The sequence below is a fragment of the Candidatus Paceibacterota bacterium genome, assembly GCA_035452965.1.
Classification (GTDB): Bacteria; Verrucomicrobiota; Verrucomicrobiia; order Limisphaerales; family UBA8199; genus UBA8199.
On the sequence record DAOTCE010000032.1, the window covers coordinates 26,117 to 45,350 of the forward strand.

General features: G+C 61.7%; 10 protein-coding genes. 5 read left to right on the top strand and 5 right to left on the bottom strand.

Going from position 1 to position 19,234, the window contains the following annotated elements:
• Window positions 1–123 precede the first annotated feature (123 nt).
• On the bottom strand, window positions 124–3,822 hold the full coding sequence (locus tag P5205_18300) for a glycoside hydrolase family 2 TIM barrel-domain containing protein (protein HSA12314.1): 3,699 nt from the start codon (window positions 3,820–3,822) through the stop codon (window positions 124–126).
• A gap of 723 nt (window positions 3,823–4,545) precedes the next feature.
• On the opposite strand from P5205_18300, the gene P5205_18305 reads away from it, so the two are divergent.
• Window positions 4,546–7,110, top strand: coding sequence for a carbohydrate binding domain-containing protein (locus P5205_18305; GenBank protein HSA12315.1), 2,565 nt, complete (start codon window positions 4,546–4,548; stop codon window positions 7,108–7,110).
• 223 nt (window positions 7,111–7,333) lie between these two features.
• Entirely contained in the window at window positions 7,334–8,596 is a 1,263-nt protein-coding gene (locus tag P5205_18310; GenBank protein ID HSA12316.1) for a DUF5009 domain-containing protein, read from the top strand.
• On the opposite strand, the gene P5205_18315 is transcribed toward P5205_18310, so the two are convergent.
• A complete protein-coding gene (locus P5205_18315; protein HSA12317.1) occupies window positions 8,597–10,033 on the bottom strand; it encodes a Gfo/Idh/MocA family oxidoreductase in 1,437 nt (478 codons plus the stop codon).
• A 218-nt stretch (window positions 10,034–10,251) separates the two neighbouring features.
• Between P5205_18315 and P5205_18320 the strand changes: the two genes are divergently transcribed.
• The gene (locus P5205_18320) at window positions 10,252–10,635 is read left to right on the top strand and encodes a DUF192 domain-containing protein (protein HSA12318.1); all 384 of its coding nucleotides are present in this window, start codon (window positions 10,252–10,254) and stop codon (window positions 10,633–10,635) included.
• A gap of 21 nt (window positions 10,636–10,656) precedes the next feature.
• Here P5205_18320 and P5205_18325 read toward each other — a convergent pair whose 3' ends face one another.
• Together P5205_18325 and P5205_18330 are read right to left on the bottom strand one after the other, a co-directional pair.
• Entirely contained in the window at window positions 10,657–11,160 is a 504-nt protein-coding gene (locus P5205_18325) for a hypothetical protein (protein ID HSA12319.1), read from the bottom strand.
• Between the two features lie 128 nt (window positions 11,161–11,288).
• Window positions 11,289–12,224, bottom strand: coding sequence for a lytic transglycosylase domain-containing protein (locus P5205_18330; GenBank protein ID HSA12320.1), 936 nt, complete (start codon window positions 12,222–12,224; stop codon window positions 11,289–11,291).
• Between the two features lie 93 nt (window positions 12,225–12,317).
• On the opposite strand from P5205_18330, the gene xdhB reads away from it, so the two are divergent.
• Window positions 12,318–16,163, top strand: coding sequence for a xanthine dehydrogenase molybdopterin binding subunit (xdhB, locus tag P5205_18335; protein HSA12321.1), 3,846 nt, complete (start codon window positions 12,318–12,320; stop codon window positions 16,161–16,163).
• On the opposite strand, the gene P5205_18340 is transcribed toward xdhB, so the two are convergent.
• Window positions 16,090–17,076, bottom strand: a complete 987-nt coding sequence (locus tag P5205_18340; protein HSA12322.1) for an XdhC family protein — start codon at window positions 17,074–17,076, stop codon at window positions 16,090–16,092. The genes xdhB and P5205_18340 overlap by 74 nt on opposite strands.
• A 674-nt stretch (window positions 17,077–17,750) precedes the next feature.
• Between P5205_18340 and P5205_18345 the strand changes: the two genes are divergently transcribed.
• The gene (locus P5205_18345) at window positions 17,751–19,163 is read left to right on the top strand and encodes an NCS2 family permease (GenBank protein ID HSA12323.1); all 1,413 of its coding nucleotides are present in this window, start codon (window positions 17,751–17,753) and stop codon (window positions 19,161–19,163) included.
• Window positions 19,164–19,234 lie beyond the last annotated feature (71 nt).

Below are 19,234 nucleotides of genomic sequence, written 5' to 3' on the forward strand. Positions count from 1 at the left end.
TCAGCCGCCCTTGAAATGACGTCATGCGTTCGGCGGGAGCGTGGCGTGAACGCAGCTCGCGTTCCGCCCAAAACACCGTTTGACCAGCCACAAGAAAACCGTCACGAAAAGGTGATCGAGGTGTCAACGATGCGGACCCAGACCCACCACAAACTCTCCCTGCAAACGATCGTTGGGCTTGAGTGAGACCTGACCCAAGGGGCAGCGCCAAAGCAAATGCGCCGCCACGCCGCCCGGCGCCAGGGCGGCCCGGAAATGGGCGTCGCGGTCGGAGTGCACGCTGAGGCCCAACCCGTTCGGCGCTGCCAGCGCCGCTTGGTGGATGTTGTACTTGATGGATCGAAAGTCGGCGGTGCCAAGGTCGGTTTCATCCAGCGACCATGGCCAGGCCGGGCGAAGGTTCCAGCAAGCTTCGCCCCACTTGCGATCGCGGTGCGCGCGGGCGATACCCTCCGTGCGGCTGATATCTTCACTAGGGAAGACACCCCATTCCGACCAGCGGTGCCATTTGACTTCGTCACAGCCAGCGTCCATCAGGATGCGGATGCCTGCCTCACGTGTGTCCATGGCCTGGCCGGAGTAGGTGTAATCACAGGCAACGATGCCGCGGCCATCTTTGTCCATAAGCCAGGATGTGGTTCCGGAAAAGTCCGCATAGCGGTAATCAACTGTCAACCGCAGGCCGACGGGCTCCTCCTGCGCCTCTATGCCTTCAAAGCGCCGGGTCTTGGCGTCGGGAAACACGGCGTAAGGCGGCGAGTTCGGACCATTCAGGTCGCCGAAGTCGTAACGCGTAACATGGAGGGTGGGAAAGGAACGCGCCGCGCAATTGTGACGCGGATCCGCGGGGTCAAAGTCCCCTTTGGCCCGGTCGAAGACAGCGCTATAGCCCTTGCCCTGGATCACAATAGTGCTGCCATCGTCACTCCAGCACGGCGCGCCTGACGCGGGCCCCGGCAACGGAACCGGTTTCGCCTGTCCAAGTTGAACCGCCGATTCATGGATTAACCTGCCCGAAGCTGCCTTCACCCGCAGCAAGAGGCTGTCCCCCTCAACCGTTCCCCCCGGCACGTGGAACTTGAGTTCGCCCCGGACACCCGGCGCCAGTCGGGGGTTCAACCGGCCGTTGTGGCGGTTGAGGCTCCAGCCGAACTCGAGCTCGCTAAAGTCGGTGAAAGCGTAGCGGTTCTCCACCGGCACGCGGACAGTCTTTTGCCCGGGGGTAAACGCTACGTGGCGGGTCTCCAGCCAAACGGGGCTGAAGATGTGCCGGGCGAGCCACCATTCCGGTTTGGGCCGCCGCCAGTAATCTATCAGTCCCCAGAATCCATGGTGCCAGGCGTAGCCCGCGTGGTTGGTGGCCGAGAGGTAAAATGCGTCATCATGCGAGGCCCAAATGGCGCCGCCGATGACTCGGTCAGAATGTGTGATGTAGCTCCAGCCGCCGGGCTTGAGACCGGGCTTCAGGGGCGGCTTATCGAAGTCCAGTGCGCAAGCGCGGCTGAATGCGGAGTCCGGCTCGGCGTGGCCGTGGCCCCAAAGTTCGCGCAGGCCGGGGTTGATGCGAACATCCGTTTGTTCGTGGCAGATGGGGAAGAAGTACTCGCCCAGGAACAGCGGACGCAGGTCGTCCTTGAGCAAGTCGTCGTAGGGCATCGCTGGGTAATGGAGGTTGGCGATGTCGGTAACACGCGCGGATGGGCTGTTGGCAAAGTCGTGATTGAAGGTGGTAGGGCGAGTCGGGTCCAGCTCCTTAACCATGCGGGTGGAGGCGAGGAACTGGAGGTTAAAGTGCGACTCGTTGGCCAGCGACCAGACGATGACGCTCGGGTGGCTGTGGTGATAATCCACCATGGCCGAGGTGGGGGTGAGCGTGGCGGAGAGATTGCTCGGGCTGTCCAGTGCGCCGCCCACCCAGCAGAACGGAGCTTCGACCTCAACATACATGCCAAGCCGGTCGGCGGCGTCGAGCAGCTCGGCTGTGGGTGGGTAATGCGAGGTGCGGATGTAGTTCAGGTTTGCCTCCTTCAGCAGCCGCACATCCGTATCGGCGTGACGCATGGTGTCGGCGCGCCCGGTAAGCGGGTCAAATTCATGGTGGCAGACGCCGGCAAGCTTTACGCGCCGGCCATTGACATAGAACTGCCGACCCCGAACTTCAATGTTGCGGAACCCGATGTTCCGCTCGATGCGCTCCAGGACGGTCCCGCCCCGCCGCAGCTCGATCGTCAGGCAGTAAAGGGTTGGCTTCTCCGCGCTCCACTGCAACGGTGCCGCCACGCGCGTCACCACCTCAACAACCTGCGTGCCGGCAAAATCCGGAACCGCAACCCCAACTTCTCCCTTCCGCGTGTGCACCATCCCCATGGCATTTGCCTCCAGGAGGCTCTGCTCAACCGCCTTGCCAGCCGAATCCTGTAGCTTGAGAAAGACGGCCAACCCTTCCTCCGGCTCCCTGCCCCTCTCCAGCACCAGGCGCAGCCGCAACTCACCGTCCCGATAGTTCCCGTCGAGCGCGGCGTCCACTCGCAATTCCTGCACGTGCGTCGGCGGCAACACAAACATTCGCACCGAACGGTCAATGCCGCCAAGGTTGTGAAACGCGTAACTGGAGGCAACCGATAGAGCTTCCGAGGCTGTGGCCACCTTCATTTCCAAATCGACTCGGTTGGTTTCGCCAGGCCGCGCGGCATCAGTGATGTCCCACTCCACCGGCGTGAACAGGTTCTCGCTGTAGCCAAGTTCGTGGCCGTTGAGCCAGTAGCCTGTGCCGCCGTGGACGGCATCGAACCTCAGGATGATGCGGTTGCCAGCCCAGGCCTTCGGAACGATGAATTCCCGCGCCACTGCAACCGGCTTGTCTTGCGGCACGTCAAACCCCTGTTGCAGCCACTGCCCGGGGACTCTAAAGGGCGCCCAACCGGGGCCGCCGATCGGCTCTGTGCGGACGTTGGTTGTGGGCCCGGGATTGAGCGCCCATGAGCCATCGAGGAGGACGCAGTTCTTGTCCAGCCCCCCCGTCTTCGCAGGCAGGGGGCGGTAGTGCACTGGCTTAAAGAACAGGTTGGTCGTGCTCACACTGCCGCTGCCCGTCCGCCCATCATGCGACGCGGTGAAATGCAACGCGCCACCAAAGACAAATCGTTCGATCTCCTTCCGCGCAAAACCGAAGATGCCCTCGGGACCTGACGTGGCGGTTGGGGTATTCGCGTTGCCGTCGTCCCGGATTCTCACTTGCGCCCCAACCACCGGATCGTAGACAGCATCCAGCACCTGTCCTTGCAGGCCGCCGGGCAAGCCCGTGATGGACCCAAATCGCAGTCCGTTGATCGCCGGCTTGTTGGCCCACAGTTCGATGATCGACACTGTGGCGTTGACCTCGCCGTGGATCTTCCAGGCCAGCGTCATTTTGCCGGACTGCGTAACCTGGCGCGGCACCTTCACGACCACGCGCGTGGCCTCGGCCTTGGGCAAGGCATGCGGCCCGTGCAGGATCACGCCATTAGCTTCGAGGCTCTGGACACGGTTGTACACATGGTCACTGGCGTAGGTCAGCGCCAGTAGGTAGGAGGCATCCGGATCAAGCCGGTCATAAACCGCCTGGATCCCTTTGTAACTGAATACCGCCGACCTCTCCTTCAGACCGGCGTCGGTGTCGCTGGTGTTGAAGGTCCACAAGTAGCAGTCCTTCATCACTACGTGGGGTTGACGTCCCTCCACTCCGCAATCGTCGTATTCCTGGAGATAAAATCCGTTGGGAATGGCCGGGAGGAGTTGGTTGGTGATAGAATCAGCGGCGCTCCCCTGCAGGGTCGCCGACATAAGAAGGCCAAAGAGAATTGTGCGCACGGGTTCTGAGCCTATTCGGCCGGCCAAGAACTAAGCCGAACTATGCCCACAACGCAAGGAGACACCCACCCAATCCTATGAATCCGCTGCGTCGGGGAGACCCAAACGAAGGCCAGTCTTTCGTCCCAAATCACGACCAGCGATTGGGTGGGCTCCAGAAAAGTGCCGCAAACCGGGCGAAACCGGTCACGACCACCGACTGCCACCCCTATTACTGGCTCCGCCCGCCCCCAAAGCCTGAGCCCCCCCACGCCCAAGCCAGCCACCGCGTTTGGACGGTGCCAATCCGGCGGGACTACGGTGTGGTTCCCATGGGGGTCGGCCCCCATGGGAACCACACCGGGGTATAGCGGGTGTCACAGCGTTGTCACACCGGGCCTGCTATCCGGTCCAGGGATAGGGCACAGTATGAGCGGATTGCGGTGCCTAGGGGCCTGCAACATCCATAAGTTGCGTAATTGCAGTTAGTAATAGGGAATGTGATAGGTACCCTATGCCTAATCCAAGCGCCGAAAACACATTAACTTGCGCAAATTCAGGCCTTAAGAAGCAGAGAGGCTGTAAATTGCGATTGAACAGCCTTCGCCGATACGTCCATTGAGGCACAAGCCACATTACGAACACTATTCTCGCTCCAATGCGAAGCAATAATTAAATCTGGAAACTGGGGCTCCGGCCTGGTAACTGCTTGACTGCATGAGTATTGCTTCCAGTCTGGGCCTGCCTGCGATTCGGCTTTGCTGGCTGCTGGCGCTTTTCGCATCTGGCCTTATGCTCCGGAGTGCCCCTGGCGCTGAGCGATTCCCCTGTGTCGTGCCCGGCGACGATGCCAGCGAGTCGGTCACTGACTTCTCAAAGCTCTCGCCCAAGGCCGCCGGAGCCGAGGGCTTTGTGCACATCGAGGAAGGCCACTTTTTTGCCGGGACCAACCGCTTGCGGATCTGGGGCGTGAACTTGTGCTTCGGCGCGAACTTCCCGAGCCACGAAGACGCCGACCGCGTCGCTGCGCACCTCGCCAAGCTCGGAGTCAACGGGGTTCGGATGCATCACCACGACACCACCGTCTCACCAAGCGGTATATGGGGCCCAATCGTCAACGGGAGGCGGACGTTGGATCCGCTGATGCTCGACCGGCAGGACTACCTGCTGGACCAACTCCACCGCCATGGAATCTACGCCAACCTCAATCTCCACGTGGGGCGCACCTTCACCACGGCGGAGGGTTTCGTCACTGAAGGACTCCCGGATGCGGTGCGCTACAGCAAGTACCTTATCTACTTCGAACCCCGCATGCGGGTGTTGTTCAAGGACTTCTGCCGCGAATACCTGTTGCATACGAACAAATACCGGGGCCTGACGCGCGCTGCCGACCCAGGCATTGCCCTGATCGAACTCAGCAACGAGAATTCCTTCAGCAAGCTCGGCCCCGACATCGCCGCACGGCTGCCGGAACCGTATCGCGCAGAGTTCAAGCGCCAGTGGAATACCTGGTTGGCTCGATGCTATGCTTCGAACGATGAGTTGAGGAAGGCCTGGGGCGCGACGGTCGAACCCGTGGGGTCATATGTTGTCGAACCTGCGAGCTGGCAGCAGAACCTGGGCGGCTGGCGCCTGCACCAAAGCGCGGAGTTCCCGGTGAACACTCTGCTCGGCCAACCCGGCCCGCAGCCGGAGCTTCGGGCTCTGCGCCTCGAAATCCCAAAAGCTGCCCCAGAACTGTATTTGCAGGAACTCCAACTGCCGAACCTGAGCCTCGCGCCGTCCCGCACTTACACGCTCTCGTTCTGGGTCAAGGCCGATGTCGCCCGCCCCGTCTTTGTGGATGTTTCCCTGCAAGGCCCCGAAGAGTGGCACGATGTGGGCCTTGCGGAAACGATCCAAGCCGGGCCGAAGTGGGAGTTGGTCACACGCGTCTTCCACACTGCGGACAGGATGCCCGACAAGGTGCGTATTTGCTTCAAGTTCGGCAAGAACGCCACCAGTTTCTCGCTGGCCGCCGTGCGCCTGCAGCAGGGCGGCGAGCATGTCGTTGTGCCGCCTGAGCAAAGCATCGAGAAGCGGAGCATAGAAATCCCGGGAGCGGGTTGGTGCAAAGCCGCCCGCCGGGATGCGAGCCGGTTCATGGCTGAAACGGAGAAGGGCTTTGTTCGCGAGATCACCGCATTTCTCAAGGAAGACCTCGGGATGCGCGTGCCGATCACTGCCTCCCAGATCACCTATCACGGCGAGGAGATCGTTGCCGAAACGTGCGACTACGCCGACATCCACGCTTACTGGCAGCATCCGCACTTCCCCGAACGGCCCTGGGATGCGAACAACTGGACGATCCGCAACACGCCCATGGAGCAGGCACCGGACGCCGACAGCCTCCTGAACCGCGCGCCGTGGCGCCTCCTGGATCGCCCCTTTACCCTCTCGGAGTGGAACATCTCCGACCCTAACGATTATGCCGCCAGCACGGTTCCCCTTGCGGCTATGGTGGCGGCCTTGCAGGACTGGGACGGTGTCTTCTTCTTTGACTACCACAGCAGTCGGGAGGCTTGGAACACCGACCGCATGCGCGGCTACTTCTCCTTCAACGGCCAGCCTGTGAAACTCGTACTGCTCAGCGCCTGCGCGAATCTTTATCGGCGCGGCGATCTCAAGCCCCTGGCAGACGTTGCCGCTGGCACACTGCTTGAGCAATTGCCCGCCACGCTCGGCCTGAGCCATCGAATTGGAGTTGATCCCAAAGCAGTTCGCCCCGCTAGACTTTCCGCGCCTGCCAAAAGGCGTCTGGCGAGTCCGGACGGCCGGATTGTATGGGATGCCGGCGACCGAAACCGGGCGCACGTGCTAATCAACACGCCCAGTTCCCGCGCCGTGTGGGGCCTGGTCGCCGGGCAGAAGTTTGACCTGGGCGGAATCCAAATTGCTTTTGGCCCAACCGACCACAACTACGCCGCGCTTGTCGTCACCAGTCTCGACGGGAAGCCGCTGGAGACCGCCGGCCACATACTTCTTGCGGCGGTCGGCTCCGCCGAGAATCAGGGCATGGTCTGGAATGAGGACCGCACGTCAGTGGGGAACAGATGGGGCACCGGGCCGACACTTGTCAACGGCATCCCGGCGGAAGTGACACTGCCTTTCCGGGTTCGCAGCGTCCACGCACTTGACGGCCGTGGCCACTCTCAAACCGAAGTTCCTGTCCGTATCCAAGGGAACACTGCGCAGTTCACCATCAGCCCGGAACTTCGCACCCTTTGGTACAAGATAGAATAATAGCGGGCGCCTGTCTTCCGCTGACCCATCTATGCGCAGCTTTCCACCGAATCCTCCTTTACGCTGACGCTGTTGGTAGTGAAATCAAGCGCGTCGTCGCGGGGGCTTCCTGACACAAGCTCAGCGCCACGGCCGCCCCTTAATCGCCCTTGACCCACCAGACGGCTGCCCCAGGCACGCCTCCGCGCTTTCCTGCTTCCTTTGCGCCTGGAATATCCCTAGCGTGAGCGCCGCATCGCAAATGAACACCGCCGCCCCAGCGCAGCCTAATTCTCGAAGCTCTGCCCGGCTGATGTCGCTCGACGTCTTCCGCGGGGCGACCATCGCCGCAATGATCCTGGTGAACAATCCCGGCAATTGGAGCGCCGCGTACAAGCCGCTGCTCCACGCCGAGTGGCACGGCTGGACCTTCACCGATGTCATCTTCCCCTTCTTCCTCTGGATCGTCGGCGTCGCCATCCCGCTGTCCACCGCGCGCCGGCTCGAGCAAGGCCAACGCCGCCGCGAGCTCCTCGTCCACGCTCTGCGCCGGGCCGCGATCATCTTTGCACTGGGCTTCTTCCTCAACTCGTTTGGCTACCTGATTGACGGCTCGCTATTCCGTGACGGCTTCACCGCCTGGCTGCACAACTACGCCACCACAGTCCGCATCCCAGGCGTCCTGCAGCGCATCGGCATCTGCTACTTCGTGGCCATGCTGATCTATCTCGGCGCCGGCATCCGCGGACAAGTCACCTGGATCGCCGCGCTGCTCGCCGGTTACTGGGTGCTGATGATTGTCGGGCCGCTGCTTGGCTGCGGCACGGGTGGCCTGGAGCGGCAAGGCAATTTCTGCGAGTACATTGATAACCTTGTGCTCAACGGGAAGGTCATTGGCACGCACGTCTGGAGTGGTGGCAAGACCTGGGACCCGGAAGGCATCTTCAGCACCGTGCCCGCCGTGGCCACGTGCCTCCTTGGCATCATGACCGGCCACGTGCTCCGCTCCAACCAAACGCCCGAGACCCGCACCGCGTGGCTCTGCGTCGCGGGCAACCTGTTGCTGCTGCTTGGAGCGGTAATGGACGCCTGGCTCCCCATCAACAAGAATATCTGGACCAGCTCCTACGCAGTGTTCATGACGGGCATGGCAATGAACTGCTTCGCCGTTGCTTACTGGCTGGTGGACGTGCAAGGGTGGCGCAAATGGGCAAAACCCTTCGCCATTTACGGCATGAATGCAATCGCCGTCTTCATGCTGGCGGGTTTGCTGGGCCGCATCTCCCTTGCCGTCAAGCTGACCAACGCCGCCGGCCATCAAGTTGCGCTAAAAACGTGGCTCTACGACAAGCTTTTCGCCCCGTTCGCCAGCCCGGAAACCGCGCCCCTCCTCGGCTTCCTCGCCAGCCCGAAGAATGCCTCGCTGATGTGGGCGCTGATGTACGTCATCGCGCTCTACCTGGTTGCGGCCGTAATGTATCGCCGCAAGTGGTTCCTTAAGTTCTGATCAGAATCGCGCCACGTTCCAGCCCTTGCGGTAACGACGTTGCAGGTAACGATTGGCCTCGGGTTGATTAGTGACTTTCAGGCGGGCGCTGTCCCACTCCAGCTTCTCCCCAGGCACCCGAATCGCCACCGTCCCCAACAGGATTGCCTCGGTCATCGGGCCCGTCTGCGCGAAATGCGACTCGGTCTTTTCGCCACCGAGACAGGCATCCACAAAATGATGGTAGTGATTGCGCGGTGGCACCTTGGGTCGCTCGATCTTGCTGAACTTGTCTTCCGGCAGCAATTGCGGCGGGGAACCGTGCGGGATGAACAGCGCGCCTTCCGTCCCAACCAACATGGACGATTCCGGCGGGTAGTCCTTCAAGTCCTCCGAATAGAGCTTGCGGATGCGCTCGGGCGGATAGAACTCCCCGTCGAACCATTCCATCACCAACTCGCGGCCTTCGGTCTTCTCATTCCCGGGGAAAGTCCAGACGATGTGGTTCCCTTGAGGCCAGGTATCCGCGCGGCGTGCAGGGGAGTCTTTCCACGACTGCTGCACTTCCGCCCAAACTGTCAGCGGTGGCGTCAGCCCGAGTCCTTTCCAAACAGGATCGAAAATGTGGCAGCCGATGTCTCCTGACCAGCCAGTGCCGAAATCCTGCCACGCGCGCCACTTGGCCGGATGGTAGATGTCCGGCGCGTAAGGACGCGTTGGGGCGCTGCCGATCCAAAGATCCCAGTTCAGGGACTGGGGCGGGGGTTGGCTAACTGCCGGGCGCGGGCCTAACAAGCGGTAGGCTTCAATTGCTCCGGGGCGGTTCGAACACAGGTAAGCGTGCGTGATCTTGCCGATTCGGCCTTCCTTCAGCCATTGGACACCGGTGCGGTCATGCAAACCTGAGGCCACCTGCGTCCCCAGCTGGGTAATAACGCCCTTCTTAATAGCGGCTAGAGTCAACGCGCGCACTTCCGCGACATCGTGACACAGCGGCTTTTGGCAGTAGACATGTTTCCGCATTTGAATGGCGCTGTAGGCGGCGGGAAAATGCGTGTGATCGGGCACGGCCACATTCACTGAGTCAATCCGGTCGCCTTCCTTCTCCAGCAGCTCCCGCCAATCCGCGTACACGCGCGCACCGGGCACGGCTTTGGCGGCCTTGTCAAGGCTCCCGGCATCCACGTCGCACAGCGCGACGATCTGCGTGCGTTGATGCTGCAGGAAGTTTTGCAGGTCAACCCATCCCATGCCGCCCACGCCAATGCAGGCGTGGTTCAGCTTCGCGTTGGGCGCAATGAACTTCCCTCCGGCCGGCGTGCTGCGGCACGACATCAAGAACGGCCCGGCGACGCCGGCCGTGGCTGCCGCACGCAGGAACTGGCGTCGAGACCACCTCTGCGGCGTGCCGTACCGCGAGAGCGCCTGAGCGGGGGAGGAAGAAAGCGTATCATTCATGCCGGCAGGTTGGAGCAGGCGCGGACCAAGAGCAAGTCTTTCGAATGCACCGACGAATCGGAGTTGAAGCGGGAGCGGCTTTCGCTCAGGCTGGAGTCATGAATCAATGGCACATGCTGGCGCTCGGGCTCGCGGTCGCGGTGTGGGCCGGCTGCAAACAAGCCGCTCTTCCTGCAGGCCCGAGCCTGCCGACTGCTGCGCAACCGAAATTGAAAACGATGAAACTGTGGCTCGGCGCCGAGGAGATGGTGGCCGAATTGGCGTTGACTCCCCAACAACAGCTAACCGGCATGATGTTTCGCACGAATCTGCCAGAGAACGCCGGGATGCTGTTTGTCTTCCCCGCGCCTCACCGCGCGTCATTCTGGATGAAGAACTGCCCGTTGCCGCTGTCGGCGGCTTACATTGATCCGGAGGGTGTCATCCTGGAAATAAACGACCTGCAGCCTCATAACACGAACTCTGTCGTGGCCACTTCGCAGCGGGTCCAGTTTGTGTTGGAAACCAGCCAGGGTTGGTTTGGAAGGCACCAAGTCGCTCCCGGGACGGTGGTCCGCACCGAGCATGGCACGCTGTTGCAGACCTTCTTCAGCAATCGCTGAGCCCACACCGTGGCGCCGCAGTCACGGTTCTCGCTCAAACGCCGTATGAGCAGCTTCGTTCCTGACTCGGGACAGGCTATCTTGGGCAAGTTCGAGAATTCCGGACAGCGAGCTGATGTCTCCGCATTCGACTAGTTCCTCCAGCCAGTCGGTGAAGAGGGCTTCCGGGTGAGTGCGCGGATCGGGCAAGTGCCGCCAGCGCCGCTCCGACCAATCATAGTAAATGCGAGTCGCGTCGTAGGCATAAGGCTTGGGAAGCCGGTCCAGCAGAATGGCGAGCATGCCCCGATCGCAACCGCCGGTCACCAGTGATCCGATGAACCGTAACTCCGCTTCTTGCGCTTCGTCGAGCTGCAGAGTGTTCGTGGGGGCGAAACTCAGCCAGCCGTCCTCGTGGAGCTTAACCGCCGCCCACCAATTGAGCCCCATTTGCCCACAGACCGCGCGCGCGTTGGCAGGAAAGAGCAATTGCTGTGCGGCGGTCACTCGGGCCGCCTCCGGGTTGTCATCGAAAGCAGTGTTCACGTCTGATACCCACAATCCCAGGGCAGCATCAGCAAAACTCCCAATCTTGCAGCCCCAGCCGTCTGGCCGGTGCTGATAGTAGTGCCGCGCCAAAGAATAGGAAGCACGAATTTGTCCCCAATGGAAGCCTAACCACGAGGAAGGCGCAGTTGGCCGAGTTTAACGCCTTCGCGGCGGGCGAGCGTTGCCTCGACCTTAGGAACGAACATCTGCGTCTCCGCAGGCAACCGCGTGGCGATGGCGTCGAACGTCCTCGCCTTCCGTTGCTGCAGGAGCTTATGCACCGTGCCCTCGCCGGCGTTGTAGGCCGCCAGCACCAACCGCCAGTCCTTGAACTGGGAATGGAGATTCGCCAGGTACTTGGAAGCGGCACGTGCGCTGGCATCCGGCCGCAGGCGATGGTCCAGTGGCCAGGTTTTGAGCCCAAAACGGCGGGCGGTGGCGGGCATGAGCTGAAAGAGCCCCACCGCGCCTGCCGGGCTGCGCGCCCGCGGATCAAACGAAGATTCCACCTCCGCAATCCAGACAAGTTCGGGTGGGACCTTCTGCGCTGTGAAAATGGGCTTCAGACGGGGCACATAGTTTGTCGCCGCTTTGGGCCAAGGCCGACCCGCAAGCCGCCTCACCCATATCTCTCGCTCAGTATCAGGTGCAGGGTTGGGGACGACCAGAGGCGGCCGACCCGGCTGTGGTTCAGGAGGTGGGAAAGTGCGTCGGACCTCTTCGGCTACTTCCAGGTAATCCAGTCTCGTTTTGAGCCAGGCGGCGTAAGGTTGCGTTTCTTCCTTGCCTTCCAGCAGCGGCAGGATGGTCCGGGCTGGAGTGATAAGAGAGGCAAGATCCACGACATACTCCCCAGTGAACCGCTGCTGGATCTCGCCGAAAAACTGCTCCACCTTGTTCCGATCCACTTCGTTCAGCAGGCGAAGGACGTCCTCGTCGAGATTCTCCTGTGCCCACTGCTCAGCGGAATGGGTGAAGTCGTCGAGACTCCAGGTGTCCTCCTGGCCGAGGGACAGGAACGAACACAGTAAAAGAACAACTGCAATGCCGTTTCGCTTCACGGAGGTCAGGATAACACACCGGATGCCACGACGCCGCAACCTCGTATTTCGTTTACAGCCGCAGTCCCTAGGTTTACCGTTAGCCTACCAACTATGGCCAACGCCATCGAATTCGTCCTTAATGGCCGCATCATCCGCCTTGAAGGCGTTTCCCCCAACACCACGCTCCTGGAGTATCTTCGTGGCGCGGGTCTGACTGGCACCAAAGAAGGCTGTGCCGAAGGCGATTGTGGGGCTTGCTCCGTGGTCATAATTGATCGCGATTCCTGGGGCCAACCCTGTTACCGCGCTATCAACAGTTGCCTGGTGCCCTTGTGCCTCATTGCCGGCCGTGAAATCGTCAGCGTGGAAGGACTCTCCGCGCGCAATCAGCTCCATCCAGTTCAGGAGAAGATGGTCGCGGCTCACGGCTCACAGTGCGGTTACTGCACACCGGGCTTCGTAATGTCCCTGTTCGAAGGATATTATCGAGGGGATATACGGCAGCCGGACCAACTCGACGACCAGTTGTGCGGCAATCTTTGCCGCTGCACAGGCTATCGGCCGATTCGCAATGCGGCCCTCCAGGCTTTTCCCGAGCGGCACTTGCGGAACGGTCATGATTCGTTTGCCGAGCGGCTCAAGAAGGGCGCGGCGGGCTTAGGCGGGGTCGAATACCATTTTGCCGGGGAGAGATTCTCTCGGCCCACGTCGCTCAGAGCCTTGCTGGAATTGGTTGGAAGTGTGCCCAATGCCAGGCTCATCGCCGGCGCGACGGAGTTGGGTCTGGACATCACTAAGCGTTTCAAGAAGTTCTCCGCATTGATCTCCGTAGAAGCGGTGCCGGAGCTCAAGGAAATTCAACGCACAGACTCCGAATGGCGCATCGGTGGGGCAGTTAGCCTCACGGAAATTGAGCAACGCATGGCGGAGGAGTTCCCCGCGTTGGGTGACATGATGCGGGTGTTTGGCTCGCGCCAGATTCGCAACCGCGCCACCATGGGCGGCAACCTGGTCACCGCCTCGCCCATTGGCGACAGCGCCCCGCTGCTCCTTGCGCTTGACGCCAAGGTGGTGCTGACCTCGCTCTCCCATCACGAAGGTGAGTCCCCTGCCCTGCTCTCGGAGCGCACCCTCCCGATTGACGAGTTCTTCCTCGCCTACCGCAAGACCGCGCTGGAGCCTGGCGAAGTGCTCAGGACTATTATCGTTCCCCGGGGCGCTTCTCGACCCGAACTCACACGCAAGTGTGCCTGGTACAAAGTGTCCAAACGGCGTGAAATGGACATCAGCACCGTCGCGGCATGCTTTACCCTGGACGTGGACTCGGAAGGCGTCATTCGTCATGCGCGGCTCGCCTATGGCGGTGTGGCTGCGATGCCCGCGCGCGCGCGCAAGACGGAGGCTGCCCTGCTTGACCAACCGTGGTGCGAGGACACGGTTCGGAAGCTCCTGCCGGTCCTTCAAGCCGAATTCACGCCAATTTCCGATCTGCGCGGCAGCGCCGATTACCGCCGCGCGCTAATCACAAGCCTGTTTGAGAAGTTTTGCTGCGACGGCAGGAGCGGGACGGCGGAGCTTGCTTCATTGGCGCTTGGACGCAGCCGCCCGGCCCGCGAGGCGCCACCTCACGAGAGCGCGCATAAACACGTCACCGGGGAGGCGATTTACACCGATGACCAGACTGCGGGGATGCTTGAGGTCTGGCCGGTCTGCTCGCCCCATGCGCACGCCAGGGTTCTGGCGCGCGACGCGAATGCGGCTCGCACTATGCCTGGGATCCGGGCTGTGCTGACGGCGGAAGATGTCCCCGGCGAGAACAATGTCGGCGGGGTGAAGCACGACGAAGTCCTGCTGGCGGACAAGGTGGCGTTATTCCACGGGCAGATTGTGGCACTTGTGGTTGGCGAGACGCAGGAGGCGTGTCGCGCGGCCGCGGAAAAGGTAGTGGTGAAGTATCACCCGCTACCGCCAATCCTCACGCTGGAGCAAGCGTTGGCGGCGCGTAGTTTTCACAATGCCCCGAATTACATCCGGCGCGGCAAAGTCGGCGCGGCGTTGGCCGACGCGCCAAGGACCCTGACAGGGGTGTTTAAACTGCAAGGGCAGGAGCATTTTTACCTGGAAACGCAGGCGGCGTGGGCCAAGCCTGGCGAGGACGGATCTGTCTCCGTCGTTTCCTCCACGCAACATCCTTCCGAGATCCAGGCTCTGCTCTCCCACCTGCTGAGCGTCCCCGCAAACAAAGTCGTCGTCCAAAGCCTGCGGATGGGCGGCGGCTTCGGCGGCAAGGAAACCCAGGGAGCGACGCCTGCGGCCCTCGCCGCGCTGGCGGCGCGCCACACCGGCCAACCCGTGCGCGTGCGCTGGAACCGCGATCAGGACATGACGCTCACCGGGCACCGGCATCCTTTTTTGGCGAAGTTCAAGGTGGGGTTCGACACCGAAGGCAGGCTGCTGGCTGCGCAAGTTCATCTCTACTCGAACGGCGGCTGGGCAATGGATTTGTCGCAGGCCGTGACCGACCGCGCGTTGTTCCATCTTGATAATGCTTACTACATTCCGGCGGTTGAGTTCCGCGGGCAGGTCGCCAAAACCAACCTCTCCTCGAACACTGCGTTTCGCGGGTTCGGCGGTCCGCAAGGGATGGTGGTCATGGAGGAAATACTCGACCGGATTGCCCGGCAGCTTGGGCTGCCGCCGGAAGTCGTGCGCGAACGGAATCTCTACCACGGAAAAGGCCGGACGAACACGACGCCCTACGGGCAGGAGATCGGGGACAACCGCATCCAGACCATCTGGCGCCGGTTGAAGCGCTCGAGCGACTTCACCCGCCGCCGCAGGGCCATCACCATTTGGAACGCCACGCATCCTAACTGTAAACGCGGCCTCGCTATAACGCCGGTCAAGTTCGGCATCAGTTTCACGGTCACCCATCTGAACCAGGCGGGCGCATTCGTGTTGATCTATCAAGACGGCACGGCGCAGGTGAATCATGCCGGCACCGAGATGGGCCAGGGGCTCCACACCAATATCACTGCGATCGCCGCGCGAGAGCTCGGCATCGAGCCCGAACATGTGCGCGTCATGCCTACCAGCACGGACAAGGTGCCCAACACCTCAGCCACCGCTGCTTCCTGCGGCACCGACCTGAACGGTGCGGCGGTGAAGAATGCGTGCACAATTCTGCGCTCGAGACTGGCTCCGGTTGCGGCACGCTTGCTCCAACAGAAGTCAGGGCGGGTGTCGGCACCAGGCAAACTGGTGTTCGCCAACGGCTTGGTTTGCGACCGCGGACGACCTCGGACTACCGTGAAATACGCCGAGGTAGTGCGCAGAGCTTACCAGGCGCGCATTAGCCTGTCGGCGACCGGCTATTATGCCACACCGGGGATTCATTGGGATCGCGTGGCCGGTCGGGGAAAGCCGTTCCACTATTTCGCCTGCGGCGCAGCGGTGAGCGAAGTTGAGGTGGACGGATTCACCGGTATGATGCGCGTCCTGCGCGCGGACATTCTGCACGACGTCGGGGACTCCGTGAACGAAGGTGTCAACCGCGGTCAGGTCGAAGGCGGCTTCGTGCAAGGCATGGGCTGGCTGACCACCGAGGAACTGCTATGGGACAACGAGGGGCGGTTGCTTACGCATTCACCCGACACCTACAAGCTTCCCTCGATCGGCGATATGCCCCAGGTGTTCAACGTCACGCTCCTGAGGAACGCCGCGCAGAAGGGCGTTGTCTATGGCAGCAAAGCCGTGGGCGAACCACCGTTGATGCTGGCGATCTCGGTGCGCGAAGCGATCCGCGATGCTGTCGCCGCTTACGGTTCGCCAGGGAGCCACGTGCCACTGGCGTTACCCGCGACATGCGAGGCGATCTTCATGGCTATTCAACAAGTTCGCTCCACGCCGCTGGCGACCCCTGCTTCCCATAGACCAGTTCCGCTCGCTTATCAATGAACTGGGCCATAATGCTCACAGCGATCTCCTGAACGCTCTGCGAGCGGATCTTGATCCCCACCGGGCAGGCCACGCGTGCCAGTTCCCCTGGGGTGGCGAGCTTCTCGTCGGCGAAATGCTCGAAGATAGTGCGGGCCTTGCGCGCGCTGCCGATCATCCCCAGGAACAGGAACGGCCGATGGATCCATTCCTTCAGCACGAGCGCGTCGTGCCGATGCCCACGCGTGACAATCAACCCGAAGCTCGGCGCCGCTGGCAAGGGGAGCATCAGCAACTTCTCCCACAACTCGGCCTGCAGAGTGACTTCGGATGGGAAGAACTGGTGATTGGCCAGCGCAGGCCGGTCATCGAAGACCGTTACGCTAAAGTCCAACTGCAAGGCCAGCGGCGCGACTGCTTGTGCAATGTGCCCCGCCCCGGCAATCCACAGCGCGCACGGCGTCGTGACCGTCTCAGAGTAGAGCCAATCACCACCACGCACCGCACCAGCGCCCTGGAGGGCACCAGGGACGTGCTTGATGCTGTAGTCCCCCGTGACGCCCCATACCGCAGCCCGCCGTCTCTCCGCCAGATCCCTCCAAAACTGCTCTCCAGCCTTCTGTGCGTTAGGTAGGATTAGCCCGCACACTTTCCCTCCGCACATCAGACCGTCGTCCCAGCCGAAATCGTGATCGAGCAGCAGGTCAAATGTCGCCGCCTGCCCGGTGCGCAACGACTGCGTCGCACGATGTTGAATCTCCGCTTCCAGGCAACCACCGCCCAGCGTGCCCTTGATCCGCCCGTCACCGTAGAACAGCGCTTTGGCGCCGACCTTCTGCGGGCTGGACCCCTTCACGCCAGTGATGATGCCCAGCGCAACCGGTTCTCCGCTGCGCGCGGCCTCCGCCAAGGCCTGGAAGACGATGTTTCGCATGAACCACAGCACGATAGCGCCCCCACGCCCGGGAGTCGAGAACCGGGCCCGGTAAGATCGCCAAGGCAGACCCACGCGCTGAACCGCCGCAGACCAGACTCGTATGGTGGGCAAGGCGACCTTCCCAAGCCAGTGCTACTACTCTTCCACTACCCACACCGCCTGGATGCCTGAGTCACAGGGATTACGAGGCTAAAACTGCCACCAGCCAAATCCGGGTAGGCCATCCCTATCCCCAACCCGCACACTGTCCATATTTTGGACAGTAATGCTGGCAGCTAGCCCTCTCCAGTCCCCGCTGAACCCGGAACCTTTGGCTTGGAGTTACGGTGACGGCACGGTGGTGCCCCGGTGTGTATCCCATGGGGAGCGCTCCCCATGGGATACACACCGTGGCCAGACCGCACTAACAAGCCATAGACCAGCCAAACGCGAGGCAACGACGGCGTAGGACCACCGTCACGTCGTCGTCGCCTGTGCGGCGGGGGTGCAGGAGGCTAAGAGGGGAGTGCGAGACGACGAATCGCTATCGGGATTCCCCGGAAATCCGCAAGAACCCAGATTAACGGTTCCAGCGTGGCCTCCATTCGCGGGCCAGCTCAAGCGTAAGAATCTCCTCGAAACGGCCAGATTCCAGTCCTAACGTCTGTCCCGTCATTAGGATGCCGACGACTATGCTTGAGAGATTCTTTCGCCTTTCGGAGAACCAGACCAGCACTCGCGTCGAATTACTGGCTGGATTGACGACGTTTCTGACGATGGCCTACATCATATTCGTTCAGCCGTCCGTCCTGTCCGGAGCGATGTTCGGCAAACCCACCGGCATGGACTTCGGGGCAGTGACTGCGGCGACTTGTGTGTCCGCGGCGCTCGCCACGGTCCTCATGGCACTCTACGCGCGCTATCCCATCGGCCAGGCACCGGGCATGGGGGAGAATTTCTTCTTCGTCTTCTCAGCCGTACCAGCGGCCGCAGCTGCTGGCTTTGACAATGCGTGGCAGGTGGCCTTGGGCGTGGTGTTCATCTCCGGCGTGCTGTTCCTGATTCTGTCGCTGGCAGGATTGCGGGAACTTGTATTCAACGCCGTCAGCCCCAGCCTCAAGAACGGGATTGCGGCGGGCATCGGGCTCTTCATCGCCTTCATTGGGCTGCAAAATGCGGGGTTGATTCTCAAGGATCCCGGCACAGCGGTGAAGATGAACGCGCACTTCGCCTCGCCCGATCTGATCGTCTTCTTCGCTGGCCTGCTGCTGACGGCTGTGCTGCATGTCCGCAGGGTGCCGGGCTCAATCCTGTGGGGCATCGTCGGAGCAACGGCGCTGGCAGCTGTGTTCAAATTGGGCTTGCCTCACCTGCCCCGCTCGATTGCGACCGCCCCGGATGTGACCGGGTCGGTGTTGATGCAGCGCTTTGAATTCGCGAAGGGCATCGTGGCTGCGCCTCCCTCGCTGGCGCCGACGTTTCTCAAGATGGACCTAGCGGGTGCGCTCACGCCGAAGATGCTGCCGTTCATCTTTGTGTTTCTATTCATGCTGGTTTTTGACGCCATCGGCACGCTGATCGGCGTGTGCGAGCAGGCTGGCTTCATTAAGGACAACAAACTGCCGCGCGCCAAGCAGGCGATGCTCTCCGACGCCGTCGGCACAGTGGCCGGGGCGGCGCTGGGCACAAGCACCGTAACGAGTTTCATTGAGAGCGCGGCGGGCGTTGAGCAGGGCGGGCGGACAGGATTGACCGGACTGGTGGTCGGCGCACTGTTCCTGCTATCGCTGTTCTTCAGCCCGGTAATTGCGATGGTGGGCAGCTACCCGCCCATAACCGCGCCGGCGCTGGTGATTGTCGGCGCCATGATGATTCAGAACGTGGCAAAGGTGGACTGGAAGGATTACAGCGAGTCTGTGCCCGCCTTCCTGACGATGATCGGCATTCCTCTGTCCTACTCGATTGCGGATGGCCTGGCGCTGGGCTTCATCAGCTACCCGATTATCAAGTTGTTCAGTGGCAAGGGCCGCGAAATCGGCTGGCTAACGTACGCGCTGGCGGCCGCCCTCGTGGCCTATTTCCTATTCGTCCGTAGCCGGATTTAGCAGCTCACGTGAGATTAGTCATATCGTGAGCGGCAAGGAAATTCGGCGTCTCTTGGGGTCGGCTGACCCTC